Here is a 13,956-nt window from a genome sequence, read left to right on the forward strand (position 1 = left end):
TTACCCCTCGGATTCCACAGAACCGCTGGTGGGAGGCGTCCGCTGAAACAGCCATTCGGATTTCAGTTCGGCATATCCGGGCTTGATGACGTCATTGATCATCGCAAGGCGTTCATCGAAAGGAATGAACGCTGATTTCATCCCATTGACGGAGAACCACTGGAGGTCGTCGAGCGTATAACCGAACGCGTCGACAAGGCGCTCGAACTCCTGGCTCATGCTGGTGTGCGACATAAGACGATTGTCGGTGTTAACCGTGGCCCGGAACAGAAGCTTGCGCAGCAGCCCGATCGGATGCTCGGCGTAGGAGGTCGCGGCGCCCGTCTGGAGATTGGAACTGGGGCACAGCTCCAGCGGGATCCGCTTGTCCCGGACGTACGACGCGAGCCGCCCGAGCCGTACCGACCCGTCCGGCCGGACCTCGATGTCGTCGATGATCCGCACCCCGTGCCCGAGCCGGTCGGCACCGCACCACTGCAACGCCTGCCAGATGGAGGGCAGCCCGAAGGCTTCTCCGGCGTGGATGGTGAAGTGGTTGTTCTCGCGCTTGAGGTACTCGAAGGCGTCCAGGTGCCGGGTGGGCGGGTGCCCGGCCTCGGCGCCGGCGATGTCGAAGCCGACGACGCCGGAGTCCCCGTAGCGGTTGGCGAGTTCGGCGATCTCCAGGGAGCGGGCCGCGTGCCGCATCGCGGTGAGCAGGGCGCCGACCCGGATCCGGTGCCCGCTCTCCCGGGCGAGCCGCTCGCCCTGCCGGAACCCCTCGTCGACCGCCTCGACGACCTCCTCCAGGGTCAGCCCCCGCTCCAGGTGCTGCTCGGGCGCGTACCGCACCTCGGCGTAGACCACCCCGTCCTCGGCGAGGTCCTCGGCGCACTCCCGGGCGACCCGGACGAGGGCCTCCCGGGTCTGCATCACGCCGACGGTGTGCCGGAAGGTCTCCAGATAGCGTTCCAGCGACCCGGAGTCGGCGGCCTCGTGGAACCAGATCCCCAGCTTGTCGGGATCGGTCTCGGGAAGCTCCGTGTACCTGCCGTCCCGGGCGAGTTCGACGACGGTGCCGGGCCGCAGCCCGCCGTCCAGATGATCGTGCAGCAGAACCTTGGGCGCCCGGCGGATCTGGTCCCGCGTCGGTACATGGCCCGGCACATTCGCCGGAACGGTCCCCTTCGGTGCAGTCTGGCTCGTCATTTCCGCACTGTACTGCCTACGCGCGTAGAAAGCTCCGGCCGCGCATCCGGACACGGCCACCCGTTTTCCGTCTGCTTTCCGCCTCCTTTACGCCGAGACCCAACGGTGACCGCATGGACGGGTTTCGTACACCGTCGCTTCTGACACTGTTCTGCCATGGGACAGCAAGCGACGCCGGTCCGAACGGCCGGGCTGGGCAGGGCGGTCGGGGCGGTACCGGACTCGGTGTGCGGGGCGGTGCTGCTGCTGCCCGGTGGGGCGGAGGTCTCCGCGCGCAGGCCGTCCCCGGTGGGGGCGACGGCGTTCGTGCGCTCGCTGGGCCGGCGGTTCGTCCGTGCCGGAAAGGGCGAGGGCCTGGCCGTGCACACCGTCCGCTACCGGTACCGGGGTTGGAACGGCGGCGAGGCGCATCTGGCCGCCGACGCGGAATGGGCGGCGGACGAGGTCGTACGACGGTACGGCGATGTCCCGGTGTGCCTGGTCGGCGTCGGGATGGGCGGCCGGGCGGCGCTGCGGGCGGGCGGGCACGAGGCCGTCAACTCGGTGGTGGCGCTCGCCCCTTGGCTGCCCGAGGAGGACATGGCGGCGCCCGCCGAGCCGGTGAAGCAGCTGGTGGGGCGGCGGGTGCTGATCGTGCACGGCACGAACGACGAGCGCAGCGACCCGGAGCTGTCGTTCCGGTTCGCGGCGCGGGCGAAGAAGGTGAACCGGGAGGTGTGCCGGTTCGAGGTGCACTCCGACGGGCACCGGCTGCACGGGCACCGGGACGAAGTGGAGTGCCTGGCCGCCGACTTCATGCGGGGCGCGCTGTTCGGGCATCCGGTGTCCCGGCCGGTCGAGGACGCGCTGGCGGCGCCGCCGCCGATCGGGCTGCGGATGCCGCTGGCGGCGGGGTTCGGCAAGTCGCTGCGGCGGCGGTGAACCACCGCACTCCATGAGGGGGTTCAGGAAGGGAGCAGGTTCCCCCGTTAAGGAAGGCAGCAAGCTCCCTTCCCCCCCGTTCAGGAAGGAAGCAGGTTTCCCCTTCTCGACAGCAGGAACTTCTTGAAGGCGGCGACCGGCGGGGTGTCCGGGCGGCCGGCCGGCCAGGCGACGCCGATCTCGCGGACGGCGCGGGGCGCGGTGACGGTCAGTTCCACCACGCCCGGTCTCGGCACCGTCGGCGGCGGCAGCAGCGCGACCCCGAGCCCGGCCGCGACCAGGCCCCGCAGCGTCTCGGCCTCCTCCCCCTCGAAGGCGATCCGGGGCGCGAACCCGGCCTCCCGGCACAGGGCGTCGGTGATGCGCCGCAGGCCGTAGCCGGGCTCCAGGGTCACGAAGTTCTCCTCGGCCGCCTCGGCCAGCCGGATCCGGCGGCGGCCCGCGAGCCGGTGTTCGGCGGGGACGACGAGGCGGAGTTTCTGTTCGTCCAGGCGGCGCACGACGAGGTCGGGGGCGTCCGGGACGGGCGAGGTCAGGCAGAGGTCGAGGCGGCCCGCGCGCATGCCCTCCAGCATGGCCTCGCCGTAGTTCTGGACGAGGCTGAAGCGGATGCGCGGGTGCTCGGCACGGAAGGCGCCCAGCAGGCCCGGTACGGTCTCGGCGCCCATGGTGTGCAGGAACCCGAAGGCGACCTTGCCGGTGGCGGGGTCGGCGTCGGCGCGGACCTCCTCGGCGGCGCGTTCCACCTCGCCGAGGGCTCGTTCGACGGAGGCGAGGAAGGTGCGGCCCGCGGTGGTGAGGACGAGGGTGCGACCGCGCCGGGCGAACAGCTCCACCCCCAGGTCCTGCTCCAGGCGGGCCATCGCGCGGGAGAGGGTCGACTGGGGGACGTTCAGTTCCTGGGCGGCGCGGGTGACGTGCTCGTTGCGGGCCACGCCGGCGAAGTAGGCGAGGCGGGGCGCCAGCAACAGCGCCATGTCTTCTGTGTCACCGGATGGTGACAGGCGGGCCCCTGACCTCTGTTGATGCTCCATGGGAACGATTATGACGATTCCATGCATTGGACGGATGAGAGGCGTGTCCTTACGGTCGAAGCATGTCTCCCGCCAGTACCGGGGCGTCCGCCACCCTGGACGCCGCGTCCCCTGTCAGCACCCCCTCCTCCGACACCCGGCTGACCCCGGGCGGCCCCGGCTACCGCCGGATGAGCTTCGCCCTCTTCCTCGCCGGGGTCGCGACCTTCGCCCTCCTCTACTCCACCCAGGCCCTGCTGCCGCTGATCTCCGACGACTTCGGGGTCGCGGCGAGCGAGGCGAGCTGGACGGTGGCGGCCGCGACCGGCGGGCTCGCGCTGTTCGTGCTGCCGATGAGCGCCCTGTCGGAGCGCTTCGGGCGGCGTGCGGTGATGACGGCTTCGCTCGCGGTCGCGGTGGCCGTCGGCCTGGTGGTGCCCTTCGCGCCGTCGATCGGCGCGCTGGTCGCGCTGCGCGCGGTGCAGGGCGCGGCCCTCGCCGGACTGCCCGCCTCGGCGCAGGCGTATCTGGCCGAGGAGGTGCGCCCGCGCGCACTGGTCACGGCGATCGGCCTGTTCGTGGCGGGCAACAGCGTCGGCGGCATGAGCGGCCGGGTGATCACCGGCTGGGTGGCGCAGATGTGGGGCTGGCGGGTGTCGGTCGCTGTGATCGGCGTGATCGCGGTCGGGTGCGCGGTGGCGTTCCGGCTGCTGCTGCCCGCGCCCCGGCATTTCAAGGCGGGCTCGCTGCGCCCGCGCGTGCTGCTCGGCACGGTCCGCGCGCACCTCTCCGACCCGCTGCTGCGCCGTCTGTACGCGATCGGCGCGCTGTTCATGACGGTGTTCGGCGGGGTGTACACGGTGATCGGCTACCGGCTGACGGGCGCGCCGTTCGGGCTGCCGCAGGGCATCGTGGGCTCGATCTTCCTGGTCTACCTGGTGGGCACGGTCTCGGCGTCCACGGCGGGCCGCCTGGTGGGCCGGCTCGGCCGCCGGGGCGCGCTGTATCTGGCGGGCGGTACGACGGCGGCGGGCCTGCTGCTCTCCCTCGCCGCGTCCCTCCCCCTCGTCCTGCTCGGCCTGGTGCTGATCACCGCGGGCTTCTTCGCGGGCCACGCGGTCGCCTCCTCGGCCGTCAGCAAGACCGCCACCCACGGCCGCGCCCAGGCCTCCGCGCTCTACCAGTCCGCCTACTACATCGGCTCCAGCGTCGGCAGCACGGTCGGCGCCCTGGCCTTCCACGCCGACGGCTGGCCCGGCACGGTGAGCGTCGGCCTCCTCGCGATCCTCGGCGTCGTCACCATCACGGTGCTGGGGTCCCGGGCGGCGCGGGTGTCGGCACGGCGGGAGCCGGTCGCGGCGCACTGAGACTTCCCGATCACGTGAGGGGTACGGGCCGTACGGCCCCGTGCCCCTCGCGCGCGTCCGGAACCAGTCGCAACCGGTCCTGTCTGGTCGCTTTCTTGCTTCTTCTCGCTCCGGCGGTCGTTGTCAGTGGGCTGCGGTAGCTTGCGAAGTGCTGGGCGTGAAGGTGTGCAGGGGACGGCCACAGGGGTGGGTGGGCGATGGGTGAGGACACGGCGACGGCGGGGATCGACGTCGCGCTGGAGAAGCACCGGACCGAGCTGACCGGGTACTGCTACCGGATGCTCGGCTCCTCCTTCGAGGCGGAGGACGCGGTGCAGGACACCCTGGTGCGGGCCTGGCGGGGGCACGAGAGGTTCGAGGGGCGGTCCTCGCTGCGCTCGTGGCTGTACCGGATCGCGACGAACGTGTGCCTGGACATGCTGGCGGCGGGCGGCAAGCGGGCCCGGCCGATGGATCTGACCGACGCGACCCCGCTGGCGCGGGCGGCGCTGTCCCCGCGGCCGGACCACACCTGGCTGGAGCCGGTGCCGGACGCGCGGGTGCTGCCCGCGGTGGAGGACCCGGCGGAGGCGGCCGTCGCCAAGGAGTCGGTCCGGCTGGCGTTCATGGCGGCGCTCCAGCGGCTGCCGCCCAAGCAGCGGGCGGTGCTGATCCTGCGCGAGGTGCTGGCGTGGAAGGCGAGCGAGGTCGCCGAGCTGCTGGACACCTCGGTGGCCTCGGTCAACAGCGCGTTGCAGCGGGCGCGGGCCACCCTCGCCGAGCGGGCGGCCGCGGGCTTCGAGGGCGAGGTGTCCGATCCGCTGGACGAGGAGCAGCGCAAGCTGCTGGAGCGCTATGTGAGGGCGTTCGAGGGGTACGACATGGCGGCGCTGACGGCGCTGCTGCACGAGGACGCGGTGATGACGATGCCGCCGTTCGACCTGTGGCTGCGCGGCCCGGCCGACATCACCGGTTTCATGAGCACGATCGGGGCGTCCTGCGCCGACTCCCGGCTGGTGCCGGTGCGGGCGAACGGACTGCCCGCCTTCGCGCACTACAAGCCGGACCCGGAGCACGGCGGGTTCAGCCCCTGGGCGGTGCAGGTGCTGGAGCTGTCAGCGGGGCGGATCACCGGTTTCCACTGCTTCCTCGACACCCGGCGCTGGTTCCCCCTCTTCGGGCTGCCCCTCCATCTGGAAGCGGAGTCCGACGCCGGCCAGGAGCGCGAGTAGCGCGGGGGCGGGGGCGCGCAGCCGGATCCGCCCGCCCGAGCGGCGGGCGGCGAGTTCGAGCCGGGCCAGCAGCTCCACGTGGGCGAGGTCCGGCGGCCCGAACGCGCCCGTGTCGCAGACGACGACCCGGGCGCCCCCGCCCTCCAGCGCGGACCGTACGGCGTCGCAGAGCGCCGGTGCCCCGTCACGGCCGACGGCTGCGGGCAGCACCAGTGCGGGGGGGTCCTCGGTGTCCACGCGGGGATAGACGGCCGCCGCGGCCTCGACTCATCGCCGCACCCGCATCACATTGACCAACTCCTCCCCCAAGCTGGAGGGTTGGGGCGTGACGGGGGCACTGGTGGGGGTGGCGGCGGTGCTGGGGGAAGGTCAGTCGACGGGGAACTCGCCGGTGTCGATCACGACGTCGAACGGCGCCGGGAGCTTGAGGGGATCGCCGAACTTCACCGCGCTGAGGACCCGATAGACATCGTCCTTCGGCTCCCCGTAAAGGGTGACGGTGGGGCCGCCGGGCGCCCAGCGGTCGATGAGGAGGTAGAGCGGGATCTTCGCGGTGGCGTAGGCCGCGGCCTTGCTGACCCGGTCGTGGCGGGCGTTGGACTTGGAGGTCACCTCGACGACGAGTTCGGCGAGGGCGGCGGGGACGTGGGAGTCCTCCTCCAGGTGCTCCTGCACCGGCATCACCAGCAGGTCCGGGATGAGCATGCCCAGCCGTGCCGGTACGGAGATCGACTGGGTCTGGAAGATGGCCCAGTCCTCAGGGATGGCGGAGTAGAGGCGACGCTGGATACGTTCGGCAATCACATTGTGGCGGAACGTGGGAGAAGGTGACACGGTGATGATCCCCTCGATGATCTCCACCTTGCTGCCCTCGGGCCATTCCATCTCCTCCCAGTACCGGACGAGGTCGTCCCAGTACTGGTCGGGGTCCTGGCTCACGGTGAGTGCGCTCATGGCGGGTCTCCTTATCGGTGCGTCACCGATCCCAGCATGCCGAACGGGACCGGTGCAGGTCCACCGGTCCCGTTCGCCCTTATGAGGGAATCGCAGGTCAGGCGATACGTTCCAGCACCACCGGGGTCGCCGAGAACTCGGTGCCCGGGGCGGCGATGTCGTAGGAGCCGGACACGGCCTCCAGGGCGTAGTCGAAGCGCTCCGGGGTGTCCGTGTGGAGGGTCAGCAGGGGCTGGCCGGCGGTCACGGTGTCGCCCGGCTTGGCGTGGAGTTCGATGCCGGCGGCGGCCTGCACCGGGTCCTCCTTGCGGGCGCGGCCGGCGCCGAGGCGCCAGGCGCCGATGCCGATGTCGTAGGCGTCCAGGCGGGTCAGGACGCCCGAGGAGGGGGCCGTGACCACGTGCTGTTCACGGGAGGTGGGCAGCGGCGCGTCCGGGTCGCCGCCCTGGGCCGCGATCATCCGGCGCCAGGCGTCCATCGCCGAGCCGTCGGCCAGCGCCTTCGCCGGGTCTGCGTCCTTCAGGCCCGCCGCGTCCAGCATCTCCCGGGCCAGGGCGAGGGTCAGCTCGACGACGTCCGCCGGGCCGCCGCCCGCGAGGACCTCCACCGACTCACGGACCTCCAGCGCGTTGCCCGCGGTGAGGCCGAGCGGGGTGGACATGTCGGTGAGGAGGGCGACCGTGCGCACACCGTGGTCGGTGCCCAGGCCCACCATGGTGGAGGCCAGCTCGCGGGCGTCCGCCAGGTTCTTCATGAAGGCGCCGGTGCCGACCTTCACGTCCAGCACCAGCGAGCCCGTGCCCTCGGCGATCTTCTTGGACATGATGGAGGAGGCGATCAGCGGGATCGCCTCGACGGTGGCGGTGACGTCACGCAGGGCGTAGAGCTTCTTGTCCGCGGGGGCGAGGCCGTCGCCCGCCGCGCAGATCACCGCGCCGACGCCGTCGAGCACGTTCAGCATCTCCTCGTTGGAGAGCAGCGCGCGCCAGCCGGGGATGGACTCCAGCTTGTCCAGGGTGCCGCCGGTGTGGCCGAGACCCCGGCCGGACAGCTGCGGCACGGCCGCGCCGCAGGCGGCGACCAGCGGGGCGAGCGGCAGGGTGATCTTGTCGCCGACGCCGCCGGTGGAGTGCTTGTCGGCGGTCGGGCGGGACAGCGTGGAGAAGTCCATGCGCTCGCCGGAGGCGATCATGGCCGCCGTCCAGCGGGCGATCTCACGCCGGTTCATGCCGTTGAGCAGGATCGCCATGGCGAGCGCGGACATCTGCTCGTCGGCGACCTCGCCGCGCGTGTACGCGTCGATGACCCAGTCGATCTGCGCGTCGGTCAGCTCGCCGCGGTCCCGCTTGGTGCGGATGACGGAGATGGCGTCCATGGCCATGGCTGGTGGCTTCCTTCCGGGAGGTGCAAGGAGTACGGCCCTCCTGCGCGCGGGTGCGGCAGGAGGGCCGTACGGGAGTTACTTGGTGAGATGGCCCGGGCCGAAGGCCTGGGGCAGCATCTCGGACAGCGGCAGGACGCCCTCGGGGGTGTCCAGGAGCAGGTCCGGGCCGCCGAACTCGTACAGCAGCTGACGGCAGCGCCCGCACGGCACGAGCAGTGCGCCCTCGCCGTCCACGCAGGTGAAGTGCGTCAGGCGGCCGCCGCCGGTGCGCTGGAGCTGCGACACCAGGCCGCACTCGGCGCACAGACCGAGGCCGTACGAGGCGTTCTCGACATTGCAGCCGGTGACGGTGCGGCCGTCGTCGACCAGGGCCGCCACGCCGACCGGGTAGCCGGAGTAGGGGGCGTAGGCGTGTGCCATCGCCTCCCGGGCCTCGGCGCGCAGCGCCTCCCAGTCGAATCCGGCCGCGTTCTCGGTCACTTGCCCTGGCCCTTCCGGTACCGCATGCCGTCCGCCTTCGGCATCCGCAGGCGCTGCGCGGACAGCGACAGCACCAGCAGCGTGACGACGTACGGCGTGGCGCCCACGAAGTCGCTCGGCACCTCGTCGGTGAACAGGTACCAGACCAGGACGACCGCCGCCACGATCAGGCTGATCGCGCCGTGCCAGGTGGCCTTGCGGTAGATCTTCCAGGCCGCCAGGGCGACGAGCAGGACGACCAGCAGGAGCAGCAGCGCGTGCACGGTCGTGCCGCCGTTGCGCAGCTGGAGGGCGTCGGAGTAGCCGAACAGGCCCGCGCCCATCGCGAGGCCGCCCGGCCGCCAGTTGCCGAAGATCATCGCGGCGAGACCGATGTAGCCGCGGCCGCCGGTCTGGCCCTCCAGGTAGGTGTGCGAGGTGACCAGCGCGAGGAAGGCGCCGCCGAGACCGGCGAGGCCGCCGGAGACGGCCACGGCCGCGTACTTGTAGGTGTAGACGTTGACGCCGAGCGACTCCGCCGCGACCGGGTTCTCGCCGCAGGAGCGCAGCCGCAGCCCGAAGGGGGTGCGCCACAGCAGCCACCAGCTGCCCACGAACAGCGCCGCGGCCAGGACGGTCACCACGGACAGGTGGGTGACCAGGCCGCCGAGGACGCCGGCGAGGTCGGAGACCAGGAACCAGTGGTGCTGCTCCAGCGTCTGGAGGCCGTCGGACAGACCGGGGATCGTGATGTCCGGCAGGGCGTCCACGGGCGGGGACTGCTTGGGGTTGCCGCCCGCGTTGGCCGCGGCGCCGCCGGTGAAGCTCAGCTTGGCGAGGTACTGGGTGGCACCGAGCGCGAGCAGGTTGAGCGCGACACCGGAGACGATGTGGTCGACGCCGAAGGTGATGGTGGCGACCGCGTGCACCAGACCGCCGAGGACACCGAAGCCGATGCCGCACAGCAGGCCGAGCCAGGGGCTGGACTGCCAGCCGGCCCAGCCGGCGCCGAAGGTGCCGAGGATCATCATGCCTTCGAGGCCGATGTTGACCACGCCGGCCCGCTCCGACCACAGACCGGCCAGACCGGCGAGGCCGATCGGCACGGCGAGCCCGAGGGCGGCGCTGACCTGACCGGCGGAGTCCAGGTCCTGCGAGCCGGTGATCATCCGGACCGCGGCCAGGAGCAGCAGCCCGCCCGCGACGAGCACCAGGATCTGGCCGAGGGAGCGGCTCGAACCCTTGGGCGTCCCGGCGCCCGGGGCCTTGGGCGCCGCCGGCGGCGGCGCGTCGGTCATCGTGGCAGTCATCACGCCACCTCCAGCTTCTTCGTCGGGGCGGCGGCCTGGGCGGCGAGTTCGGCGCCGACCTTCTGCTGCTGGCGCTTGAGGCCGTAGCGGCGCACGACCTCGTAGGCGATCACGACGCACAGGACGATGACGCCCTGGATCACGCCGAGGATCTCCTTGTCGTAGCCCTGGAACTCCAGGTGGTTGGTGGTGCGCTCCAGGAAGCCCCAGAGCAGGGCGCCGAGCGCGATGCCGATCGGGTTGTTGCGGCCGAGCAGCGCGATGGCGATGCCGGTGAAGGCGATGCCGGTCGGGAAGTCGCTGCTGAACTGGTAGCTCTCGTTGAGCAGGGTGGGCATGCCGATCAGACCGGCCGCCGCACCCGAGATGATCATGCTGGTGACGACCATCTTCTTCACCGACACACCGCTCGCGGTGGCCGCGCTCTCGGACTGGCCGACGGTGCGCAGGTCGTAGCCGAAGCGGGTGCGGCCGAGGACGAACCAGTAGGCGATGCCGACGAGCACGGCGACGACGATGAAGCCGTCCAGGTCGCCGCCCGGGCCGGTGTCGATCAGGAAGAAGTGCGAGGCCGACGGGAGCGGCTTGGTCGCGACGACGGTGCCGCCCTGGTAGAGGTGGGCGAGCTTGCCGGGCTGGAGCAGGTAGCCGATGATCGCGGTGGCGATCGAGTTCAGCATGATCGTCGAGATGACCTCGCTGACGCCCCGGGTCACCTTGAGGACACCGGCGATGGCCGCCCACACCGCGCCGGTGGCCATGGCGCAGATGAGGATGAGCAGCATGGAGAGCCAGCCCGGCAGGGTCAGCGCCCCGCCGAGGACGGCGGCGAAGAACGCGGCGAGCCGGTACTGGCCGTCGACACCGATGTTGAACAGGTTCATCCGGAAGCCGATGGCCACCGAGACGCCCGCGAGGTAGTACGTGGTCGCCTTGTTGAGGATGTAGACCTGGCTGTCGCTGGCGAAGCCGTAGGTCATCATGTCGCTGAAGGCGGGGCCGGGGTTCTTGCCGGTCGCGAGGATCACCAGGGCGGTGATGACGAGCGCGGCGACGATCGCGAGCAGCGGGGCCGCGATGCCGAGGAGCAGCCGCTCCTTGTCGATCCGTGAGGTCAGCTTGTTCATCGGGCGTCGTCCTCTGCGTGCTCCAGGTGGCCGGTGGCCGCACCCGTCATGGCGGAGCCCAGCTCCTCGGGGGTGATGGTGGCGGGGTCGGCGTCGGCGACCAGGCGGCCGCGGTACATCACCCGCAGGGTGTCGGACAGGCCGATCAGCTCGTCCAGGTCTGCGGAGATCAGCAGCACGGCCAGGCCCTCGCGGCGGGCCTCGCGGATGTGGTCCCAGATGGCCGCCTGCGCGCCGACGTCCACTCCGCGGGTGGGGTGGGCGGCGATCAGCAGCTTGGGGGCGTGGCTCATCTCGCGGCCGACGATCAGCTTCTGCTGGTTGCCGCCGGACAGCGAGGCCGCGGTGACGTCGATACCGGGGGTGCGGACGTCGTACGACGCCACGATCCGCTCGGTGTCGGCACGGGCGGCCTTGTTGTCGAGCAGGACGCCGCGGGAGTTGGGCTTCTCGGTGACGTGGCCGAGGATGCGGTTCTCCCACAGCGGGGCTTCCAGGAGCAGGCCGTGGCGGTGGCGGTCCTCGGGGATGTAGCCGATGCCGGCCTCGCGGCGCTGCCGGGTGGCGCGCTGCGAGATGTCGGTGCCGTCGAGGGTGATGGTCCCGGCGTCCGGGTGGCGCATGCCCATGATGGCCTCGACCAGCTCGGACTGGCCGTTGCCCTCCACCCCGGCGATGCCGAGGACCTCGCCCTTGTGGATGGTCAGCGAGACCTTGTCGAGGATGACGCGCTCGATGCCGTCGAGGTCGGTCTGGCCCAGGTGCAGGCCCTCGATGGTGAGCATCGGGACGTCGGTGACCGTGGACTCCTCGGTCTCCGGGGTGGGCAGCTCGCTGCCGACCATCATCTCCGCGAGCTGGCGGGGGGTGGTGGAGGCGGGCTCGGCCGTGCCGACCGTCGTACCGCGCCGGATGACGGTGATCTCGTCGGCGACGGACAGCACCTCGCCCAGCTTGTGAGAGATGAAGATGACCGTGAGGCCCTCGGCCTTCAGCTCGCGCAGGTTGTCGAAGAGGGCGTCGACCTCCTGCGGCACGAGCACGGCGGTCGGCTCGTCGAGGATCAGCGTCCGGGCGCCGCGGTAGAGGACCTTGAGGATCTCCACGCGCTGGCGGTCGGCGACGCCCAGTGCCTCCACGAGGACGTCGGGGCGCACGTTCAGGCCGTACGCGTCGGAGATCTCCTTGATCTTCGCGCGGGCCCTGCCGCCGATGCCGTGGAGCTTCTCGGCGCCGAGGACGACGTTCTCCAGGACGGTGAGGTTGTCGGCGAGCATGAAGTGCTGGTGCACCATGCCGATGCCGCGGGCGATGGCGTCGCCGGGGTTGTTCAGGACGGCCTGCTCGCCGTCGATGGTGATGGTGCCCTCGTCCGGCTGCTGCATGCCGTAGAGGATCTTCATCAGGGTGGACTTGCCGGCGCCGTTCTCACCGCACAGGGCATGGACGGTGCCCTTGGCGACGGTGATGTCGATGTCGCGGTTGGCGACGACGCCGGGGAAACGCTTGGTGATGCCGCGCAGTTCGACGGCAGCGGGAGGGCTGGACGCGTTGATGGCGCACTCTCCTCGGGGAAAGGGGCTGCGTAAGGGGAGGGAGGGCAGGCGTCGGCGACGCTAGCGCGGCAACTCCTAGCTACACGCGTAGAGTTGACACATTGTTATGGCCCGGCGAAGGGAGCGAGAACGGCTCCCCGCGCCGAGCCGGGGTCCGGCGGAACCGGACCCTTACCTGCTGCTCAGGTACCTGTCGCTCAGGTCGGTCACCTGAGGCCGAGGTCCGGTCAAGGGGTGGTCTTGACCTTGATCTTGCCGTCGACGATGTTCTGCTTCGCGGCGTCCAGCTTGGACTGGATGTCCTTCAGGTAGCCACCGCTGGTGGCCAGGGAGACACCGCCCTTGGCGAGGGAGTACACGTTGTTGCCCGCGAGCGGCTTGCCGTTCTTGACGGACTGGACGAAGTCGAAGACGCCGACGTCGACGTTCTTGACCACGGAGGTCAGGATGGAGCTCTTGTACTTCGCCAGACCCGGGATGTTGTACTGGTCCGAGTCCACGCCGATCGCCCAGGCGCCCTTGACGCCGTTCACGGCCTCGATGGCACCCGTGCCGGAGGAGCCGGCCGCGCTGTAGATGACGTCGGCGCCGTTGTCGAGCATGCCCTGGGCGGCCTGCTGGCCCTTGTCCGGGCTGGAGAAGCCGGAGGTGTCCGTGCCGTGGCTCAGGTACTGGACGTCGACCTTGATCTTCGCGTTGGTGTCGTGCACACCCTGCACGTAACCCGCCTGGAACTTCTTGATCAGCGGGCTGTCGACACCGCCGATGAAGCCGACGTGGTCCTTCTTGGTCTTCAGCGCGGCGGCGACACCGGCCAGGTAGGAGCCCTGCTCCTCGGTGAACGTGATGCTGTTGACGTTCTTGCCGTCCACCACGGAGTCGATGAGGCCGAAGGAGGTCTTCGGGAACTGCTTCGCCACCTGCTGCACGGCGGGCGCGTAGGTGTAACCGACGGCGATGATCGGGCTGTAACCGGCCTGGGCCAGGTCCGTGAGACGCTGCACCCGGTCCGCGGGGGTGTCCGAGGTCTTCGCGGTCAGCTCCTTGATGGAACCGCCGAACTGCTTCTCGGCCTTGTCGGCACCGCGCGCGGCGGAGTCGTTGAAGGACCGGTCACCACGGCCGCCGACGTCGTAGGCGAGACCGATCTTGATGCCGCCCTTGCCGCCGCTCGAGGAGGGGGAAGAGCTGTCCTCCTGGGAGGACGTCTTGCCACACGCGGTGGCGGAAAGGGCGAGGGCTGCGGTGGCGAGACACGCAGCGGAAAGCTTGGCTACCCGGCGCACGGGAAGGCTCCTTCACCTGACCTGAGCGCCATGTCGGCGCTTGAGCCGAACACCCCGGCGGCGTCGGCTTCGCGGCATCGTAACGCGCGTAGATGTCGCAAAAAACCCTCTCTCGAAGCCGTTATCGATTCGAGGCAAACAGCATCTGAACTCGTTCTCCGAGTCCTCTCACCCGGCTGT

13 protein-coding genes are annotated in these 13,956 nt (G+C 70.8%); 3 read left to right on the plus strand and 10 right to left on the minus strand.

Annotation, left to right across the window (positions count from 1 at the left end; translation table 11 throughout):
• Complete coding sequence (locus QHG49_RS13755) at positions 1-1,188, minus strand: adenosine deaminase (RefSeq protein WP_301489909.1); 1,188 nt, start codon at positions 1,186-1,188, stop codon at positions 1-3.
• 156 nt (positions 1,189-1,344) lie between these two features.
• Here QHG49_RS13755 and QHG49_RS13760 point away from each other — a divergent pair, with 156 nt between their 5' ends.
• Positions 1,345-2,109: an alpha/beta hydrolase gene (locus QHG49_RS13760; protein ID WP_159704404.1), complete on the plus strand. Its 765-nt coding sequence runs from the start codon at positions 1,345-1,347 to the stop codon at positions 2,107-2,109.
• Between the two features lie 80 nt (positions 2,110-2,189).
• Here the strand turns inward: QHG49_RS13760 and QHG49_RS13765 are convergent, their stop codons facing one another.
• Positions 2,190-3,143 carry a LysR family transcriptional regulator gene (locus QHG49_RS13765; protein ID WP_159704401.1) on the minus strand — a complete coding sequence of 318 codons (954 nt, stop codon included), beginning with the start codon at positions 3,141-3,143 and terminating at the stop codon, positions 2,190-2,192.
• Between the two features lie 62 nt (positions 3,144-3,205).
• On the opposite strand from QHG49_RS13765, the gene QHG49_RS13770 reads away from it, so the two are divergent.
• Complete coding sequence (locus tag QHG49_RS13770; protein ID WP_159704398.1) at positions 3,206-4,489, plus strand: MFS transporter; 1,284 nt, start codon at positions 3,206-3,208, stop codon at positions 4,487-4,489.
• Positions 4,490-4,686: 197 nt separating this feature from the next.
• Positions 4,687-5,700, plus strand: a complete 1,014-nt coding sequence (locus QHG49_RS13775) for a sigma-70 family RNA polymerase sigma factor (RefSeq protein WP_301489912.1) — start codon at positions 4,687-4,689, stop codon at positions 5,698-5,700.
• Here the strand turns inward: QHG49_RS13775 and QHG49_RS13780 are convergent.
• The 8 genes from QHG49_RS13780 to QHG49_RS13815 form a co-directional block, all read right to left on the minus strand.
• The gene (locus QHG49_RS13780) at positions 5,584-5,937 is read right to left on the minus strand and encodes an STAS domain-containing protein (protein ID WP_301489914.1); all 354 of its coding nucleotides are present in this window, start codon (positions 5,935-5,937) and stop codon (positions 5,584-5,586) included. The two genes, QHG49_RS13775 and QHG49_RS13780, sit on opposite strands and share 117 nt — an antisense overlap.
• A 132-nt stretch (positions 5,938-6,069) precedes the next feature.
• Positions 6,070-6,654 carry a Uma2 family endonuclease gene (locus QHG49_RS13785; RefSeq protein ID WP_301489916.1) on the minus strand — a complete coding sequence of 195 codons (585 nt, stop codon included), beginning with the start codon at positions 6,652-6,654 and terminating at the stop codon, positions 6,070-6,072.
• A 97-nt stretch (positions 6,655-6,751) separates the two neighbouring features.
• On the minus strand, positions 6,752-8,035 hold the full coding sequence (locus QHG49_RS13790) for a thymidine phosphorylase (protein ID WP_145483151.1): 1,284 nt from the start codon (positions 8,033-8,035) through the stop codon (positions 6,752-6,754).
• A 78-nt stretch (positions 8,036-8,113) separates the two neighbouring features.
• A complete protein-coding gene (locus tag QHG49_RS13795) occupies positions 8,114-8,518 on the minus strand; it encodes a cytidine deaminase (RefSeq protein WP_145483149.1) in 405 nt (134 codons plus the stop codon).
• On the minus strand, positions 8,515-9,807 hold the full coding sequence (locus QHG49_RS13800) for an ABC transporter permease (protein ID WP_145483146.1): 1,293 nt from the start codon (positions 9,805-9,807) through the stop codon (positions 8,515-8,517). Before QHG49_RS13800 ends, QHG49_RS13795 begins: the two co-directional genes overlap by 4 nt.
• Entirely contained in the window at positions 9,807-10,934 is a 1,128-nt protein-coding gene (locus tag QHG49_RS13805) for an ABC transporter permease (protein WP_145483144.1), read from the minus strand. Before QHG49_RS13805 ends, QHG49_RS13800 begins: the two co-directional genes overlap by 1 nt.
• Positions 10,931-12,490, minus strand: coding sequence for an ABC transporter ATP-binding protein (locus QHG49_RS13810; protein ID WP_370530574.1), 1,560 nt, complete (start codon positions 12,488-12,490; stop codon positions 10,931-10,933). The genes QHG49_RS13805 and QHG49_RS13810 overlap by 4 nt, the downstream gene beginning before the upstream one ends.
• A 227-nt stretch (positions 12,491-12,717) precedes the next feature.
• Complete coding sequence (locus QHG49_RS13815) at positions 12,718-13,776, minus strand: BMP family protein (RefSeq protein ID WP_145483139.1); 1,059 nt, start codon at positions 13,774-13,776, stop codon at positions 12,718-12,720.
• Positions 13,777-13,956: the final 180 nt, after the last annotated feature.

This window comes from Streptomyces sp. WP-1 (genome assembly GCF_030450125.1).
Lineage (GTDB): Bacteria > Actinomycetota > Actinomycetes > Streptomycetales > Streptomycetaceae > Streptomyces > Streptomyces incarnatus.

Coding starts and splice junctions, on each gene's coding strand:
- QHG49_RS13755 (WP_301489909.1), bottom strand. CDS start 1,188: ATGACGAGCCAGACTGCACCGAAGGGGACCGTTCCGGCGAATGTGCCG.
- QHG49_RS13760 (WP_159704404.1), top strand. CDS start 1,345: ATGGGACAGCAAGCGACGCCGGTCCGAACGGCCGGGCTGGGCAGGGCG.
- QHG49_RS13765 (WP_159704401.1), bottom strand. CDS start 3,143: ATGGAGCATCAACAGAGGTCAGGGGCCCGCCTGTCACCATCCGGTGAC.
- QHG49_RS13770 (WP_159704398.1), top strand. CDS start 3,206: ATGTCTCCCGCCAGTACCGGGGCGTCCGCCACCCTGGACGCCGCGTCC.
- QHG49_RS13775 (WP_301489912.1), top strand. CDS start 4,687: ATGGGTGAGGACACGGCGACGGCGGGGATCGACGTCGCGCTGGAGAAG.
- QHG49_RS13785 (WP_301489916.1), bottom strand. CDS start 6,654: ATGAGCGCACTCACCGTGAGCCAGGACCCCGACCAGTACTGGGACGAC.
- QHG49_RS13790 (WP_145483151.1), bottom strand. CDS start 8,035: ATGGCCATGGACGCCATCTCCGTCATCCGCACCAAGCGGGACCGCGGC.
- QHG49_RS13800 (WP_145483146.1), bottom strand. CDS start 9,807: ATGACTGCCACGATGACCGACGCGCCGCCGCCGGCGGCGCCCAAGGCC.
- QHG49_RS13805 (WP_145483144.1), bottom strand. CDS start 10,934: ATGAACAAGCTGACCTCACGGATCGACAAGGAGCGGCTGCTCCTCGGC.